Source organism: Streptomyces odonnellii (assembly GCF_000981895.1).
GTDB classification, from domain to species: domain Bacteria; phylum Actinomycetota; class Actinomycetes; order Streptomycetales; family Streptomycetaceae; genus Streptomyces; species Streptomyces odonnellii.
The window spans coordinates 18510-34222 of record NZ_LATD01000051.1; the positions used below are offsets into that span (position 1 = coordinate 18510).

11 protein-coding genes are annotated in these 15713 nt (G+C 69.2%); 8 read left to right on the forward strand and 3 right to left on the reverse strand.

Annotated features, from left to right (window positions below):
• Positions 1 to 209 precede the first annotated feature (209 nt).
• On the forward strand, positions 210 to 3362 hold the full coding sequence (locus WH07_RS06735) for an efflux RND transporter permease subunit (protein ID WP_046496504.1): 3153 nt from the start codon (positions 210 to 212) through the stop codon (positions 3360 to 3362).
• Positions 3363 to 3563: 201 nt separating this feature from the next.
• The gene (locus WH07_RS06740; protein WP_046496506.1) at positions 3564 to 4643 is read left to right on the forward strand and encodes a glycerophosphodiester phosphodiesterase family protein; all 1080 of its coding nucleotides are present in this window, start codon (positions 3564 to 3566) and stop codon (positions 4641 to 4643) included.
• Between the two features lie 144 nt (positions 4644 to 4787).
• Here WH07_RS06740 and nadA read toward each other — a convergent pair whose 3' ends face one another.
• A complete protein-coding gene (gene nadA / locus WH07_RS06745; protein WP_046496508.1) occupies positions 4788 to 5975 on the reverse strand; it encodes a quinolinate synthase NadA in 1188 nt (395 codons plus the stop codon).
• 325 nt (positions 5976 to 6300) lie between these two features.
• On the opposite strand from nadA, the gene WH07_RS06750 reads away from it, so the two are divergent.
• Entirely contained in the window at positions 6301 to 6657 is a 357-nt protein-coding gene (locus tag WH07_RS06750) for a HesB/IscA family protein (RefSeq protein ID WP_046496510.1), read from the forward strand.
• A 164-nt stretch (positions 6658 to 6821) separates the two neighbouring features.
• On the opposite strand, the gene WH07_RS06755 is transcribed toward WH07_RS06750, so the two are convergent.
• Positions 6822 to 8354: a hypothetical protein gene (locus WH07_RS06755; protein ID WP_046496513.1), complete on the reverse strand. Its 1533-nt coding sequence runs from the start codon at positions 8352 to 8354 to the stop codon at positions 6822 to 6824.
• Positions 8355 to 8561: 207 nt separating this feature from the next.
• On the opposite strand from WH07_RS06755, the gene WH07_RS06760 reads away from it, so the two are divergent.
• Complete coding sequence (locus WH07_RS06760) at positions 8562 to 9548, forward strand: carbohydrate kinase family protein (RefSeq protein WP_046496515.1); 987 nt, start codon at positions 8562 to 8564, stop codon at positions 9546 to 9548.
• A gap of 74 nt (positions 9549 to 9622) precedes the next feature.
• On the opposite strand, the gene WH07_RS06765 is transcribed toward WH07_RS06760, so the two are convergent.
• Entirely contained in the window at positions 9623 to 11008 is a 1386-nt protein-coding gene (locus WH07_RS06765; protein ID WP_046496517.1) for a cysteine desulfurase/sulfurtransferase TusA family protein, read from the reverse strand.
• Between the two features lie 224 nt (positions 11009 to 11232).
• Between WH07_RS06765 and ctaC the strand changes: the two genes are divergently transcribed.
• The 4 genes from ctaC (at position 11233) to WH07_RS06785 (ending at position 15683) form a co-directional block, all read left to right on the forward strand.
• Positions 11233 to 12195, forward strand: a complete 963-nt coding sequence (gene ctaC, locus WH07_RS06770) for an aa3-type cytochrome oxidase subunit II (RefSeq protein ID WP_046496519.1) — start codon at positions 11233 to 11235, stop codon at positions 12193 to 12195.
• Positions 12192 to 13928, forward strand: coding sequence for an aa3-type cytochrome oxidase subunit I (gene ctaD, locus WH07_RS06775; RefSeq protein WP_046496521.1), 1737 nt, complete (start codon positions 12192 to 12194; stop codon positions 13926 to 13928). Before ctaC ends, ctaD begins: the two co-directional genes overlap by 4 nt.
• Positions 13925 to 14323 (forward strand): cytochrome c oxidase subunit 4, encoded by a 399-nt coding sequence (locus WH07_RS06780; protein WP_046496523.1) that lies wholly within the window; start codon positions 13925 to 13927, stop codon positions 14321 to 14323. The genes ctaD and WH07_RS06780 overlap by 4 nt, the downstream gene beginning before the upstream one ends.
• Positions 14324 to 14435: 112 nt before the next feature.
• Positions 14436 to 15683: a L,D-transpeptidase gene (locus WH07_RS06785; RefSeq protein WP_046496525.1), complete on the forward strand. Its 1248-nt coding sequence runs from the start codon at positions 14436 to 14438 to the stop codon at positions 15681 to 15683.
• Positions 15684 to 15713 lie beyond the last annotated feature (30 nt).

Below are 15713 nucleotides of genomic sequence, written 5' to 3' on the forward strand. Positions count from 1 at the left end.
AGGCGCGGTATGCGGCGGATAAGGAAATGGACCTGGGGCCTACGCGTAAGCGCCCTCGCATGGCTGATCGTATAGGTGGGGCCGCAATCCCAGAGGGACCTGAATCCCGACCGTCGCCGGGCGACCCGTAGTCGGACATCCAGGGACGGGCCACCCGGAACCGGGTCGCCGCGCCAAACTGCCGCGTACACCACAGAAGAGAGACCCCAATGTCCTGGCTGTCCAGATTCAGCCTCGCGCAACGGGCCCTGATAGGGCTGATGTCGATCATCGCGATCGTCTTCGGAGCGATCGCGATACCGCAGCTCAAGCAGCAGCTCCTGCCGTCCATCGAACTCCCGATGGTGTCGGTGCTCGCCCCCTACCAGGGCGCCTCCCCCGATGTGGTCGAGAAGCAGGTCGTCGAGCCGCTGGAGAACTCCCTCAAGGCCGTCGACGGCATCAGCGGCATCACCTCCACCGCGAGCGAGGGCAACGCCCTCGTCATGGCCAGCTTCGACTTCGGGAGCGAGGGCACCAAGCAGCTCGTCGCCGATGTCCAGCAGGCCGTGAACCGCGCCCGCGCCCAGTTGCCCTCCGAGGTCGACCCGCAGGTCATCGCCGGTTCGACGGACGACATCCCGACCGTCGTCCTCGCCGTCACCTCCGACAAGGACCAGCAGGCACTGGCCGACCAGTTGGAACGTACGGTCGTCCCGTCCCTGGAGGACATCGACGGCGTCGGACAGGTCACCATCGACGGTGTGCGCGACCTCCAGGTCGCCGTCACCCCCGACGACAAGAAGCTCGCCTCGGCCGGTCTGAACACCATGGCCCTCTCCGAGGCGCTCAGGTCGGGCGGCGCCGCGATCCCCGCGGGTTCGTTCTCCGAGGACGGCAAGAGCCGTACGGTCCAGGTCGGCGGCGGCTTCACCTCGCTCAAGCAGATCGAGGACCTGCGGATCGTGCCCCAGGCGGGCGGCCAGCCGGGCGCCGGTGCGCCCAAGCCCGTACGCCTCGGTGACATCGCCACCGTCACGCAGAAGCCGTCCGCCGCGACCTCGCTGACCCGTACGAACGGCAAGCCCAGCCTCGCGGTCATGGCCACCATGGACAACGACGGCAGCGCGGTCGCCATTTCCAATGAGGTCAAGGACAAGCTGCCCGGCCTCCGCCAGGACCTCGGCGCCGGCGCCACCCTGACCGTCGTCAGCGACCAGGGCCCGGCCGTCTCCAAGTCCATCTCGGGCCTGACCACCGAGGGCGCGCTCGGTCTGCTCTTCGCCGTGATCGTGATCCTGGTCTTCCTGGCCTCGATCCGCTCCACGCTGGTTACCGCGGTCTCCATCCCGCTCTCCGTCGTGCTGGCGCTGATCGTGCTGTGGACCCGGGATCTCTCCCTCAACATGCTCACCCTCGGCGCGCTGACCATCGCGATCGGCCGGGTCGTCGACGACTCGATCGTCGTCCTGGAGAACATCAAGCGGCACCTGGGCTACGGCGAGGAGCGCGAGAGCGCCATCCTCAACGCGGTCAAGGAGGTCGCGGGCGCGGTCACCTCCTCCACCCTCACCACCGTCGCGGTCTTCCTGCCGATCGGTCTGGTGGGCGGCATGGTCGGCGAGCTGTTCGGCTCGTTCTCGCTGACTGTGACCGCTGCGCTGATCGCCTCGCTGCTGGTCTCGCTCACCGTGGTGCCGGTGCTCTCGTACTGGTTCCTGCGCGCGCCGAAGGGCACGGAGGGACTCGACGCGGAGGAAGCGCGCCGCCAGGCGGAGGAGAAGGAGGCCCGCAGCCCGCTCCAGCGCCTGTACGTACCGGTGCTGCGCTTCGCGACCCGCCGCCGTCTCACCAGCGCGGCCATCGCGATCGTCGTGCTGCTCGCGACCTTCGGCATGGCGCCGCTGCTCAAGACCAACTTCTTCGACCAGGGCGAGCAGGACGTGCTCTCCATCAAGCAGGAGCTGGCCCCGGGCACCAGCCTGGAAGCGGCCGACGCCTCCGCGAAGAAGGTCGAGACCGTCCTCGGCGGTATCGACGGCATCAAGGACTACCAGGTCACCGTCGGCTCCTCCGGCTTCATGGCGGCCTTCGGCGGCGGTACGGGCGCCAACCAGGCGTCCTACCAGGTCACTCTCAAGGACGACGCGTCGTTCGACGCCACGCAGGACCGGATCGAGAAGGAGCTGGCCGGGCTCGACGGCATCGGTGAGACGACCATCTCCGCCGGTGACGGCTTCGGCAGCCAGGACCTGAGCGTCGTCGTCAAGGCCGCCGACGCGGCCACGCTGCGCACGGCGGCGGACCAGGTACGGGACTCCGTGGCGGGCCTCAAGGACGTCACCGACGTACAGAGCGACCTCTCGCAGAGCGTCCCGCGCATCTCGGTCAAGGCCAACTCCAAGGCCGCGGACGCCGGATTCACCGATGCGACGCTGGGGCTCGCCGTCGGCCAGGCGGTACGGGGCACCACCTCCGGCAAGGCGATCCTGGACGACACCGAGCGCGATGTCGTGATCACCTCCGCCAAGCCGGCCAAGACGCTCGCCGAGCTGAAGAACCTGTCGCTCGGCCCGGTCAAGCTCGGCCAGATCGCCGATGTGAAGCTGGTGCCGGGCCCGGTCACCATGACCAGGATCGACGGCTCGCGCGCCGCGACCATCACGGCCAGGCCGACCGGTGACAACACCGGCGCGGTCAGCGCCTCGCTCCAGTCGAAGATCGACGCGCTGGATCTGCCGGAGGGCGCGACCGCGTCCATCGGCGGTGTCTCGCAGGACCAGGGCGAGGCGTTCACCCAGCTCGCCCTCGCCATGCTGGCGGCCATCGCGATCGTCTTCATGCTGCTGGTCGCGACCTTCCGCTCGCTGATCCAGCCGCTGATCCTGCTGGTGTCGATCCCGTTCGCGGCGACCGGCGCGATCGGGCTGCTGATCCTGACCGGTACGCCGATGGGTGTCCCGGCGATGATCGGCATGCTGATGCTGATCGGCATCGTGGTGACCAACGCGATCGTGCTGATCGACCTGATCAACCAGTACCGCAGGCAGGGGCTCGGTGTGGTCGAGGCGGTCGTCGAGGGCGGCCGTCACCGACTGCGCCCGATCCTGATGACCGCGCTGGCGACCATCTTCGCGCTGCTGCCGATGGCGCTGGGCATCACGGGCGAGGGCGGGTTCATCGCCCAGCCGCTCGCGGTCGTGGTGATCGGCGGTCTGGTGACCTCGACGCTGCTGACGCTGCTGCTCGTACCGACGCTGTACGCGATGGTCGAGCTGCGCAAGGAGCGCCGGGCGAAGAAGAAGGCGGCGAAGCGGCACGCGAGGTCGGGCGGCGCCCCGGCCCCGGAGCCCGCTCCGGACCCGGAACCGGCCAACGTCTGACGGTCTGAACGCTGTTCGCCCCGGAGCGCCCGCGATATGCGGGCCGCTCCGGGGCGATGGCTTTTTGCGGGGAACGTTGTGCGGAACAACCGTTCCTCTGGCGTTCATGGCCCCCTAACGTCTGAGCTTCACGCGCACCGGACCCGGCGAATTAGCGTCACCGGGTCCGGTCCAGTCCCGCCCGAAGCAGACGAGGTTCAGATGTCCCTCTGGCACGCCTTCGCCGCCCTGACCGTCGTACCGGCGCTCGCCGTCCCGGCGACCGCCCAGGCGGCCACAGCCCATGGCCACCACGGTCACGTCCCGCCCCAGAAGACCCACTTCGACCTCCAGGCCCACCGCGGCGGCCTCGGCCTGACCACCGAGGAGTCCCTGGAGGGCTTCGGCAAGGCGCTGCGCCTCGGCGTGAGCACGCTGGAGCTGGACACCCACGTCACCAAGGACAGCAAGGTCGTCGTCAACCACGACCGGCAGATCAGCGCCCAGAAGTGCAAGGACACCGGGCCGGTCGTGCCGGGCGACCCGATGTACCCGTACGTCGGGAAGTACATCAAGGACCTGACGCTGGCCCAGCTCAAGACGATGGACTGCGGCTACCAGCAGCTGCCCGGCTACCCCGAGCAGGAGCAGATCAAGGGCTTCCGCATGGTGGAGCTGAAGGACGTCCTCGACCTGGTCAAGAGCTACCGGGCCAAGCAGGTCAAGCTGAACATCGAGACGAAGGTGGAGGCCGGCGCCCCCGAGCAGACCGCTCCGCGCGAGCTGTTCGTCCGCCGTGTGTACGAGGAGATCCACCGCTCGGGCATCGAGAAGCAGGTCACCATCCAGTCCTTCGACTGGGGCGCGCTGAAGGCCATGCACAAGCTGGCGCCGAAGTACCCGCTGGTGGCGCTGACGAACTACGACTTCCTCCAGGTCGGCAAGGAGGGCGCCTCCCCGTGGCTCGGCGGCATCGACGCCGACGACTACGACGGCGACTTCGTCAAGGCCGCGTCCACCGTCCCCGGTGTCACCGCGCTCTCCCCGAACTACGGCTTCCCGCAGAACGGCACGATCGCGGACCCGAACTTCCGCTTCTACCCCGACAAGAAGATGATCTCCGACGCCCACAAGCGCGGTCTGAAGGTCATCCCGTGGACGTGTGACGACCCCGCCACGATCGAGGCGCTCATGGACATGGGCATCGACGGCATCATCACCGACTACCCCGACCGCGTGCGCGACATCATGTCCGAGCGCGGCATGCGCCTGCCCAAGTCGTACGACGCACCGCGGCGGTGACCTGTCCGCGGGTCAGAACCAAGAGATAGCCGGGGCGGGCCGACAGGCCGCCCTGCGACGGGTGCCGCAGGGCGGTGCGGGGGCGCTCCGTGGGTGGGCGCCCCCGACGCCGTACATGGCCGGGGCCTCGCCGGCCCGCGCCGCCTACGGCAGTGCCAGCATCCGTTCCAGGGCGAGCTGTGCGAAGTCCGCCGTCTCCTTGTCGACCTGGATGCGGTTGACCTCGTTGCCCTCAGCCAGCGACTCCAGTGCCCAGACGAGATGCGGCAGATCGATCCGGTTCATCGTCGAGCAGAAGCACACCGTCCTGTCGAGGAAGACGATCTCCTTGTCCTCCGAGGCGAAACGGTTCGCCAGGCGCTGGACCAGATTCAGCTCCGTACCGACCGCCCACTTCGAGCCCGCCGGCGCCGCCTCCAGCGCCTTGATGATGTACTCCGTCGAGCCGACGTGGTCCGCCGCCGCCACGACCTCGTGCTTGCACTCCGGGTGCACCAGCACATTCACCCCGGGGATCCGCTCCCGTACCTCCCGGACGGAGTCCAGAGAGAAACGGCCGTGCACCGAGCAGTGCCCGCGCCACAGGATCATCTTCGCGTTCCGCAGCTCCTCGGCCGTCAGACCGCCGTTGGGCTTGTGCGGGTTGTAGAGGACACAGTCCTCCAGGGACAGCCCCAGCTCCCGTACCGCGGTGTTGCGCCCGAGGTGCTGATCGGGCAGGAAGAGCACCTTCTCGCCCTGCTCGAAGGCCCAGTTCAGGGCGCGCGCGGCATTCGACGACGTACAGATCGTGCCGCCGTGCTTGCCGGTGAACGCCTTGATGTCGGCCGAGGAGTTCATGTACGAGACGGGCACGACCTGCCCGGCTATGCCCGCGTCGGTCAGCACGTCCCAGCACTCCGCGACCTGCTCGGCCGTGGCCATGTCGGCCATGGAGCAGCCGGCCGCGAGATCGGGCAGCACGACCTTCTGGTCGTCCGAGGTCAGGATGTCCGCGGACTCGGCCATGAAGTGCACACCGCAGAAGACGATGTACTCCGCGCCGGGCCGCGCCGCCGCGTCCCTGGCCAGCTTGAAGGAGTCCCCGGTGACATCCGCGAACTGGATGACCTCGTCGCGCTGGTAGTGATGGCCGAGGACGAACACCTTGTCCCCGAGCTTCTCCTTGGCCGCGCGGGCGCGCTCGACCAGGTCCGGGTCGGACGGGGCGGGCAGATCGCCGGGACACTCCACGCCCCGCTCGCTCCGCGGGTCGGCCTCCCGGCCGAGCAGCAGCAGGGCGAGGGGCGTCGGCCGGACGTCGAGGTCCTGTCGGGGCTGGGCGGTGGTCACGTCACACACCCTTTCTTCTCTGCGAACGCTTCTCTGGAACGAAGCCTGGACCAAGCCTTTTCGTCGAATTGACGCTATCTATCATAACTCCTTTCGTGTCACTTTGACGATGGCGATAGCGTCGATGTGACGCATTCCCGTGGCGGCCCGGCCGGGCCCCGCCGAACCCCTGGCCACGGCCGACCGCTGACGATCAGCGAGCGGGTGTGCGAGCATGAAGACGGCATAAGAACGGCAACAGACACGCGCCAGCGCCCGGAATGAATCCGCGGCCGAGCCGGTTGCACTGTCGGCAAGCAGTCCGTACAACCCGGGAGAGAAGACGATGTCCGTATCGGACGAGACCACCACCGTGAGCGACGGCATCCTCCTGTCCGACGCCGCCGCGAGCAAGGTCAAGGCCCTGCTGGACCAGGAAGGCCGGGACGATCTCGCGCTGCGGGTCGCCGTACAGCCCGGCGGCTGCTCCGGCCTGCGTTACCAGCTCTTCTTCGACGAGCGCTCGCTGGACGGCGATGTCGTCAAGGAGTTCGGCGGTGTCAAGGTCGTCACCGACCGGATGAGCGCGCCGTACCTCGGCGGTGCCTCCATCGACTTCGTCGACACCATCGAGAAGCAGGGCTTCACGATCGACAACCCGAACGCGACGGGCTCCTGCGCCTGCGGCGACTCCTTCAGCTGAGCCCCCGGCCGGACCCCGCCGGAGGCCGTGGGCCGAAGGACGTACGGGTACAGACACGGGTACAGAAAGGCGGCGGTCCCCCCTCGGGCCCGCCGCCTTCCCTATGCGTGCCCGGATGGCACGCACGTCCCGTGGCCCGGCCGTTCTCCCCGGCCGGGCGTCCGTCAGAACCTGGGCATCCGCTCGCCCGACGCCCGGTCGATCACCTGCCGGCCGCCCAGCGGCTCCGCCAGCCTCACCGATACGGTCTGCTCCTTGGCGAGGGTGATACAGACCGTCCCCGGCGCCGGCTCGGTGTGGGACAGCCGTACGGTCACCGCCGTATCGCTCTCGTCCGCCACGGCCGCGTACGAGCCGCACACCCCGCCCATGAAGCGCAGCTCCAGGGTCCGGCCGTCGACTCCGTACGAGGTGAAGCCCAGGCCGCCGCCCGGCTCGCGCCCCGGCGCGGGCGAGGACTCCGGCGCGGTCTTCGTCAGGAAATCCGGAGCCACCGCGGTCTGCGCCAGGGTGTACGGAGGCGTACCGCCGCCCGGCACCACCTCGAACAGCCACGCCGGTACGAGCACCCCCTGCCCGCCCGAGGACCGCAGCGCCAGCCCGAACACCGCCCGGCCGATCTCCACCGGCTCCGCGTCCACCACGGTCCGCGGCGCGCACGGATCCGTGGACCGGCCGTCTTCCGCAGGCTTCTCCAGCGGCATCGAGGTGGCGCAGTCCACGACCGGGCCGGAGCCGCGCAGATCGCCGGAGGTCCGGTTCAGCTCTTCCAGCGCCTTGTCCGCGCCGATCACCGGATACGCGGCGCCCTCCCGCGGCGCCGCCAACTGGCCCGTACCGCCGACGACCTGGCCGTCCGCGCCGACCTGGATCCCGGTCGACCAGCCATGGGTGGGCAGTCCGCCGACCACCGGGTCCGCGTTCACCACCCGTACCGCGCCCATCAGTTGACCGGCGTCGAGCGCGGCATCGCCCTGGCCCGCCGCCTTCAGCACCGGAGCCGCCGCCTTCTTCGCGACCGCCTCACTCACGGCGCCCGCCCCGGAGCCAGCGGTGCCGTCCGGGCCGCCGCCCGCGCAGCTTGTGACCTTCAGACAGTTGTCGCCCTGGCAGCTCTCGCCCTTGCGGCAGTCGTCACCGCCCGACGCGGGGCCGAACCGGGCGAACGTCCAGGTCCCGGGCGCCTGCCGGGCGACCCGGAGCAGCGGGCCCGAACCGTCCTTCTCCGTGCCGACCTTCCAGTACTCGCCGTCCGGGCGCGGAGCGCCCGCCAGCCCGAGCGCCCCGGCCAGCCCGGCCACCTCTGCCGCCGTGACCTCGCCGGACGGCCGGTACACACGGGCCGTGCCTGGGCCGTCGGGCAGCGGGCCCGTCGCGCGGTAGACGAACCCCCGCGGATCGGGCTCGCCCGGTGCGACACCCGGCGCACCGCCCTCGGTGGCGCCCGCCGGCTCGTCCAGGGCGAGCGGCGACGGGTAGCGGTCGCCGCGTTCACCCTTCGGCGTACCGCTCCCGCCGCCGTCCGCGCCGCTTTCGCCGCCGGAACCACTCGTGGCCAGATACGCGCCACCGCCCCCGGCGATCAGTACGGCCGCCGCCACCATGGCGACCGCGAGCGGCGAGAACCGCCGACGCGCTCGGTCCGCGCGGTCCGTGCCCTGCTCAAGGCTGTGCTGGGGCCGCTCCGTACCGCTCATCGCTGCTCTCCCTCGACCGCGATCCGCCCAAGACACCGGTGGGACGGAACGGGGGCCCGGCCGGTTCCCCGCCGGACGGCGAACGGGGATTCCGCTGGAGAGCCGCTATCGGGTCGGTCTCGGAGTTGTCCAGGCCTTAGGAAGGGGGCTGCCCGACCGGGTAGCGTGAACCGTCCACCGTTCTCCTTCAGCAGGAGCGTTCACGCCGTGCGAATCGCAGTCACCGGCTCCATCGCCACCGACCATCTGATGACCTTCCCCGGCCGCTTCGCCGACCAGTTGGTCGCCGACCAGCTCCACACGATCTCCCTCTCCTTCCTCGTGGACAACCTCGAGGTGCGCCGGGGAGGCGTCGGGGCGAACATCTGCTTCGGCATGGGCCAGCTCGGCACCCGGCCGCTCCTGGTCGGCGCGGCCGGCGCGGACTTCGACGAGTACCGCGCGTGGCTCGACCGCCATGGGGTGGACACCGAATCGGTCCGGATCTCCGAGGTCCTGCACACCGCGCGGTTCGTCTGCACGACGGACGCCGACCACAACCAGCTCGGCTCCTTCTACGCGGGCGCGATGAGCGAGGCCCGCCAGATCGAGCTCAAGAAGGTCGCCGACCGGGTCGGCGGGCTCGACCTCGTGCTGATCGGCGCGGACGACCCCGAGGCCATGCTCCGCCACACCGAGGAGTGCCGTACCCGCGGGATCCCGTTCGCCGCCGACTTCTCGCAGCAGATCGCGCGGATGGAGGGCGAGGAGATCCGTACCCTGCTCGACGGCGCGACCTACCTCTTCTCCAACGAGTACGAGAAGGGGCTCATCGAGTCCAAGACCGGCTGGAGCGACGCCGAGATCCTCTCCAGGGTCGGCCACCGCGTCACCACCCTCGGCAAGCAGGGCGTCCGGGTCGACAGGACCGGCGAGGAGCCGATCGTCGTCGGCTGCGCGGAGGAGGAGACCAAGGCCGACCCGACCGGCGTCGGCGACGCCTTCCGCGCCGGCTTCCTCTCCGGCCTCTCCTGGGGCGTCGGACTGGAGCGCGCGGCCCAGGTCGGCTGCATGCTCGCGACACTGGTCATCGAGACCGTGGGCACGCAGGAGTACACCCTGCGCAGGAACCACTTCATGGAGCGCTTCACCAAGGCGTACGGACATGACGCCGCGGCCGAGGTCCACGCGCACCTTCCCGAGACGGCCGCCTGACCGGCGCCTTCCCCGGGATCACGGGCTTCCCGGGATCCTGAGTTTCCCGGGATCCTGAGCGGCGCTCCCCGGGATCACGAGACCCGGCGGACCATATAAGCGACACCGTGGTCCGCCGGCTGCTCGCCCAGATATTCCTGGCCGCGCATCCCGCACCACGCCGGGATGTCCAGCCGCGCGGCCTCGTCGTCCGACAGTACGGTCACCGTCCCGCCCACCGGGACCCCGCCGAACACCTTGGCCAGCTCGATCACCGGAACCGGGCATCGCTTGCCGAGCGCGTCGACCACCAGCGCCGGCCCGCCGTCCGGGCCGACGGCGGGGGAGACCGGGGCGCCGAGCCGCTCCCTTACCCCGGCCACCGCGTCCGGCAGCACCTCCAGGAAGCGGTCCACCTCCGCCTCCGGTGTGCCCGGCGGCAGCGAGACCCGGACATTCCCCTCCGACAGCACCCCCATCGCCCGCAGCACATGGCTCGGGGTCAGCGTGCTGCTCGTACAGGACGAGCCCGAGGAAACCGAGAAGCCCGCCCGGTCCAGCGCGTGCAGCAGTGCCTCCCCGTCGACATAGAGACAGGAGAAGGTGACGAGATGGGGGAGCCGGCGCTCCGGATCGCCCACCACCTCGACATCCGGCACCAGCTCCGGCACCCGGGCCCTGATCCGGTCCACCAGCGCCCGCAGCCGTACCGCCTCGTCCGCCGCCTCCGCGCGCACCGCGCGCAGCGAGGCCACCGCGGCCACGATCGCCGGGATGTTCTGGAAGCCCGGGGCGCGCCCCGACTCCCGCTCGTCGGCCGGACCCCGCGGGGCGAACCTGACACCTTTCCGTACGGCGAGCAGCCCGACCCCCGCCGGGCCGCCCCACTTGTGCGCGCTCGCCGTCAGCAGCGACCAGGCGCCGTCCACCGGACCCCAGCCCAGCGACTGCGCCGCGTCCACCAGCAGCGGCACCGACCGGCTCCGGCACGCCTCGGCGACCGCGGCCACCGGCTGTTCCGTACCCACCTCGTGGCTGGCGGACTGGAGACAGGCCAGGGCGGTGTCCTCGCGCAGGGCCTCGGCGTACGTCTCCGGCGCCACCGCCCCGTACCGGTCCACCGGCACCTCGGTCACCGTCCCGCCCGTCGCCTCCTCATGGGCCGTCGCCGCGTGCAGCACCGAGGAGTGCTCGACCGCGGAGACCACGAGATGCCGTCCGGTCCTGCGGCGGCCCGCGAGCGCGCCGGCCATCCCGGAGTGCACCGCGTGGGTCCCCGAAGGGGTGAACGTCAGCTCGTCGGGGCGGCAGCCGACCGCCTCGGCGGCGGCCTCCCGCGCGGTGTTCAGCAGCAGCACGGCCCGCCGCCCCTCGCGGTAGAGCCGGGCGGGGTCGGCCCACCCCTCGTCGAGCGACGCCTGAAGCGCCTGCCGGGCGACGGGGTGCAGCGGAGCGGAGGAAGCGACGTCGAAATAGGACACACCACCACGCTAGTACGGTGCGCCGGAGCCCCTCCGGCGCGGTGCCGCACGGTGCCGGGACGGGCCTCCGGCGCGTTGGGCACCCTCCCCGCACGGCCCCGATACGCGTCCAGTAGGGTTTGGTCCGCATAAACATCCAAACCCCTGCCCGCGTCAGGGCCGACGACCGACCAGCGAGACGGCCGCGGCCGGCCGCGCGGGCGAGACTCTCGGGAAGGCGCTACGTGAGTCCCAACGGCTCCGACCGCTCGTCGCGGCGCCCGATGCGGCGGACGCTGCCGCAGGTGCTGACTGCGGGCCTGATCCTCGCGACCGCCACCGGTTGCACATACAAGGACTTCCCCCGCCTCGGAATGCCCACCCCAGTGACGGAGGAGGCGCCCAGGATCCTCTCCCTCTGGCAGGGCTCGTGGGCGGCAGCGCTCGTCACGGGCATCCTGGTATGGGGTCTGATCCTGTGGAGCGTCATCTTCCACCGGCGCAGCCGCACCAAGGTGGAGGTACCTCCGCAGACCCGGTACAACATGCCCATCGAGGCGCTGTACACCGTGGTCCCGCTCATCATCGTCTCGGTGCTCTTCTACTTCACCGCACGTGACGAGTCGAAGCTCCTCTCGCTCTCCGAGAAGCCCGCCCACACCGTGAACGTGGTCGGCTACCAGTGGAGCTGGGGCTTCAACTACATCGAGAACGTTGACGGCAACCCGTCGACGGGGACCAAGGTCCCCAAGGAACTCGACGCCATTCCCAACCGGTTCACCAAGCAGTTCCCGCAGGGGGCCGAGGGTGTCTATGACGCCGGTGTCCCGGGCGAGCGCAACCCCCAGACCGGCAATCCGGGCCCGACCCTGTGGCTTCCCAAGGGGGAGAAGGTCCGGTTCATCCTGACCTCGCGTGATGTCATCCACTCCTTCTGGGTGGTGCCGTTCCTGATGAAGCAGGACGTCATCCCGGGGCACACCAACTCCTTCGAGGTGACCCCCAGCCAGGAGGGCACCTTCCTGGGCAAGTGCGCCGAGCTGTGCGGCGTCGACCACTCGCGGATGCTCTTCAACGTCAAGGTGGTCTCCCCGGAGCGCTACCAGCAGCACCTCGAAGAGCTGGCCAAGAAGGGCCAGAGCGGCTACCTCCCGTCGGGCATCGCGCAGACGGATCCGGCCAAGAACGCGGAGACGAACAAACTGTGAGCATCCTCAACGAACCCCAGGGTGCCGCCGCAGCAGCAGACGACTCGTACGAGAACGAGCTGCCGGTACGGCGCAAGCAGCCGGGCAATGTCGTCGTGAAGTGGCTGACCACCACCGACCACAAGACGATCGGCACGATGTACCTGGTCACGTCGTTCGTGTTCTTCTGCATCGGCGGTGTGATGGCGCTCTTCATGCGCGCCGAGCTGGCCCGCCCCGGTACGCAGATCATGTCGAACGAGCAGTTCAACCAGGCGTTCACGATGCACGGCACGATCATGCTGCTGATGTTCGCGACGCCGCTCTTCGCGGGATTCGCCAACTGGATCATGCCGCTCCAGATCGGCGCGCCCGATGTGGCGTTCCCGCGGCTGAACATGTTCGCGTACTGGCTGTACCTCTTCGGCTCGCTCATCGCCGTCAGCGGCTTCCTCACCCCGCAGGGCGCCGCCGACTTCGGATGGTTCGCCTACGCGCCGCTGTCCGACGCGGTCCGGTCGCCGGGCATCGGCGCCGACCTGTGGATCATGGGTCTGGCCTTCTCCGGCTTCGGTACGATCCTCGGCTCCGTCAACTTCATCACCACGATCATCTGCATGCGCGCCCCCGGCATGACGATGTTCCGGATGCCGATCTTCACCTGGAACGTGCTGCTGACCGGTGTGCTGGTCCTGCTGGCCTTCCCGGTGCTGGCCGCCGCGCTCTTCGCCCTGGAGGCGGACCGCAAGTTCGGAGCGCACGTCTTCGACTCGGCCAACGGCGGAGCGCTGCTCTGGCAGCACCTCTTCTGGTTCTTCGGCCATCCAGAGGTGTACATCATCGCCCTGCCGTTCTTCGGCATCATCTCCGAAGTGATCCCGGTCTTCAGCCGCAAGCCGATGTTCGGCTACATCGGTCTGATCGGCGCGACGATCTCCATCGCGGGTCTCTCCGTCACGGTGTGGGCGCACCACATGTATGTGACCGGCGGCGTACTGCTGCCGTTCTTCTCGTTCATGACCTTCCTGATCGCGGTACCGACCGGTGTGAAGTTCTTCAACTGGATCGGGACCATGTGGAAGGGCTCACTGTCCTTCGAGACACCGATGCTCTGGACGATCGGCTTCCTGGTCACCTTCACTTTCGGTGGTCTGACCGGTGTGATCCTGGCGTCGCCGCCGATGGACTTCCACGTCTCCGACTCGTACTTCGTCGTCGCGCACTTCCACTACGTCGTCTTCGGCACCGTGGTGTTCGCGATGTTCGCCGGATTCCACTTCTGGTGGCCGAAGTTCACCGGCAAGATGCTGGACGAGCGACTCGGGAAGATCACCTTCTGGACGCTGTTCATCGGCTTCCACGGCACCTTCCTGGTCCAGCACTGGCTGGGTGCCGAGGGCATGCCCCGCCGGTACGCGGACTATCTCGCCTCGGACGGCTTCACCGCGCTGAACACCATCTCCACGATCAGCTCGTTCGTCCTCGGCCTGTCGATCCTGCCGTTCCTCTACAACGTCTGGAAGACGGCCAAGTACGGCAAGAAGGTCGAGGTCGACGACCCCTGGGGCTACGGCCGTTCGCTGGAGTGGGCGACGTCCTGCCCGCCCCCGCGGCACAACTTCGTGTCGCTGCCGAGGATCCGCTCGGAGTCCCCGGCGTTCGATCTGCACCACCCTGAGATCGCCGCGCTCGAAAACCTCGGCCACGAGGCCGAGACCGCGGCCCTCGTCGGCGGAAAGGAGGCCGCGAAGTGAAGGTCCAAGGCAAGATGTTCATCTGGCTGAGCGTCTTCATCCTGGCCGCCGCCGTGCTGTACGGCGTGTGGTCGAAGGAGCCGGCCGGTACGACCGCGCTGTTCCTGGCCTTCGGGCTGAGCGTCATGATCGGCTTCTATCTGGCCTTCACCGCCCGCAGGGTGGACGCGATGGCCCAGGACGACAAGGAAGCCGATGTCTCGGACGAGGCCGGTGAGGTGGGGTTCTTCGCCCCGCACAGCTGGCAGCCGTTCTCGCTCGGCGTCGGTGGCGCGCTCGCGTTCCTCGGAATCGCCATCGGCTGGTGGCTGCTGTACTTCTCGCTGCCGCTGATCCTGATCGGCCTGTGGGGCTGGGTCTTCGAGTTCTACCGGGGCGAGAACCAGAACCAGTAGGACACCGCGGAACGGTTCACCAGGGGCCCGGTCTACTCCTTCGGAGTAGGCCGGGCCCCCCGTTTGCCCCGCTCGCCGCGCGGTCCCGGAAAGATCTTCCTACCGTGTGCTCATGAACCACACGCCACGTCTGCGCGCCGTCCTCACCTGCACTCTGCTGGTCGTGTCCCTTGGGGCGAGCGCGACCGCGTGCGGTGAAGACGGGCCGCACCCGCTCTCCGGGAAGCCGCGCGAAGCCGCCCCGGGGAAGATCGTCTTCAGTACGCCCGCGGGCGCCTCGAAGGTCGATCCCAACAAGCCGCTCGAAGTCACCGCCAAGGGTGAGCGGATCACGGACGTCAACGCCGTCGACAAGGCGGGCCACTATCTGGCGGGTGAACTCACCGCCGACGGGCTGCGCTGGCACTCCACGGCACCGCTGGCGGCCGGCTCCCGCTACACCGTCAGGGTCGCCACCGAGAACAAGAAGGGCAAACCCGGTGCGCGGACCCTCACCTTCGAGACCCTCCCGCCCAAGCGGACCCTGACCGTCGAATTCGGCCCGGACAAGGGCGAGTACGGGGTGGGGCAGCCCATCACCGCCACGCTCAGCCAGCCGATCACCAACAAGAAGGCCAGGGATGTCATCGAGCGGTCACTGAAGGTCCGCTCCAACCCTCCCGCGGAGGAGGGCGCCTGGTACTGGGTGGACGACGAGGAACTCCACTACCGCCCCAAGGAGTACTGGCCCGCCAACGGCAAGATCACCGCGTTCAGCACCCTCCAGGGTGTGAAGATCAGCGACAAGCTGTACGGCGGCCAGGTCAAGCCGCTCCAACTCACCACCGGCGACCGGGTCGAGGCCATCGTCGACGCCAGCTCGCACTACATGACGCTGTACCGCAACGGCGAAGAGGTCACCAGCATCCCGGTGACCACCGGCAAGCCCGGCTTCTCCACCCGCAACGGCATCAAGGTCATCCTGGGCAAGGAGTACTTCGTACGGATGCGGGGCACCAGCGTCGGCATCGGCGGCGGCGAGGGCTACGACCTGCCGGTGTACTGGGCGACCCGGGTCACCTGGAGCGGTGAGTACGTCCACGCCGCGCCCTGGTCGGTGGGGTCGCAGGGGTCCGCGAACGTCAGCCACGGCTGTGTCGGCATGTCCACCGGCAACGCCGCCTGGTTCTTCGAGAACGTGCAGGAGGGCGATCTCGTCCAGGTCATCAACAGCGCCGGTGACTACATGGAGGAATTCGGCAACGGCTTCGGCGACTGGAACGTCGACTGGGAGGACTGGCGCAAGGGCAGTGTCCTGCTCGCCGGGACCAGGGAGGGCACCAGCCCCGCCGACCCGGCCCGCCTCCGCCCCCTCGTCTGACCCCGGCCCCGTACCCGTCTCTTATACACA

Coding starts and splice junctions, on each gene's coding strand:
- WH07_RS06735 (WP_046496504.1), top strand. CDS start 210: ATGTCCTGGCTGTCCAGATTCAGCCTCGCGCAACGGGCCCTGATAGGG.
- WH07_RS06750 (WP_046496510.1), top strand. CDS start 6,301: ATGTCCGTATCGGACGAGACCACCACCGTGAGCGACGGCATCCTCCTG.
- WH07_RS06785 (WP_046496525.1), top strand. CDS start 14,436: ATGAACCACACGCCACGTCTGCGCGCCGTCCTCACCTGCACTCTGCTG.
- WH07_RS06755 (WP_046496513.1), bottom strand. CDS start 8,354: ATGAGCGGTACGGAGCGGCCCCAGCACAGCCTTGAGCAGGGCACGGAC.
- WH07_RS06740 (WP_046496506.1), top strand. CDS start 3,564: ATGTCCCTCTGGCACGCCTTCGCCGCCCTGACCGTCGTACCGGCGCTC.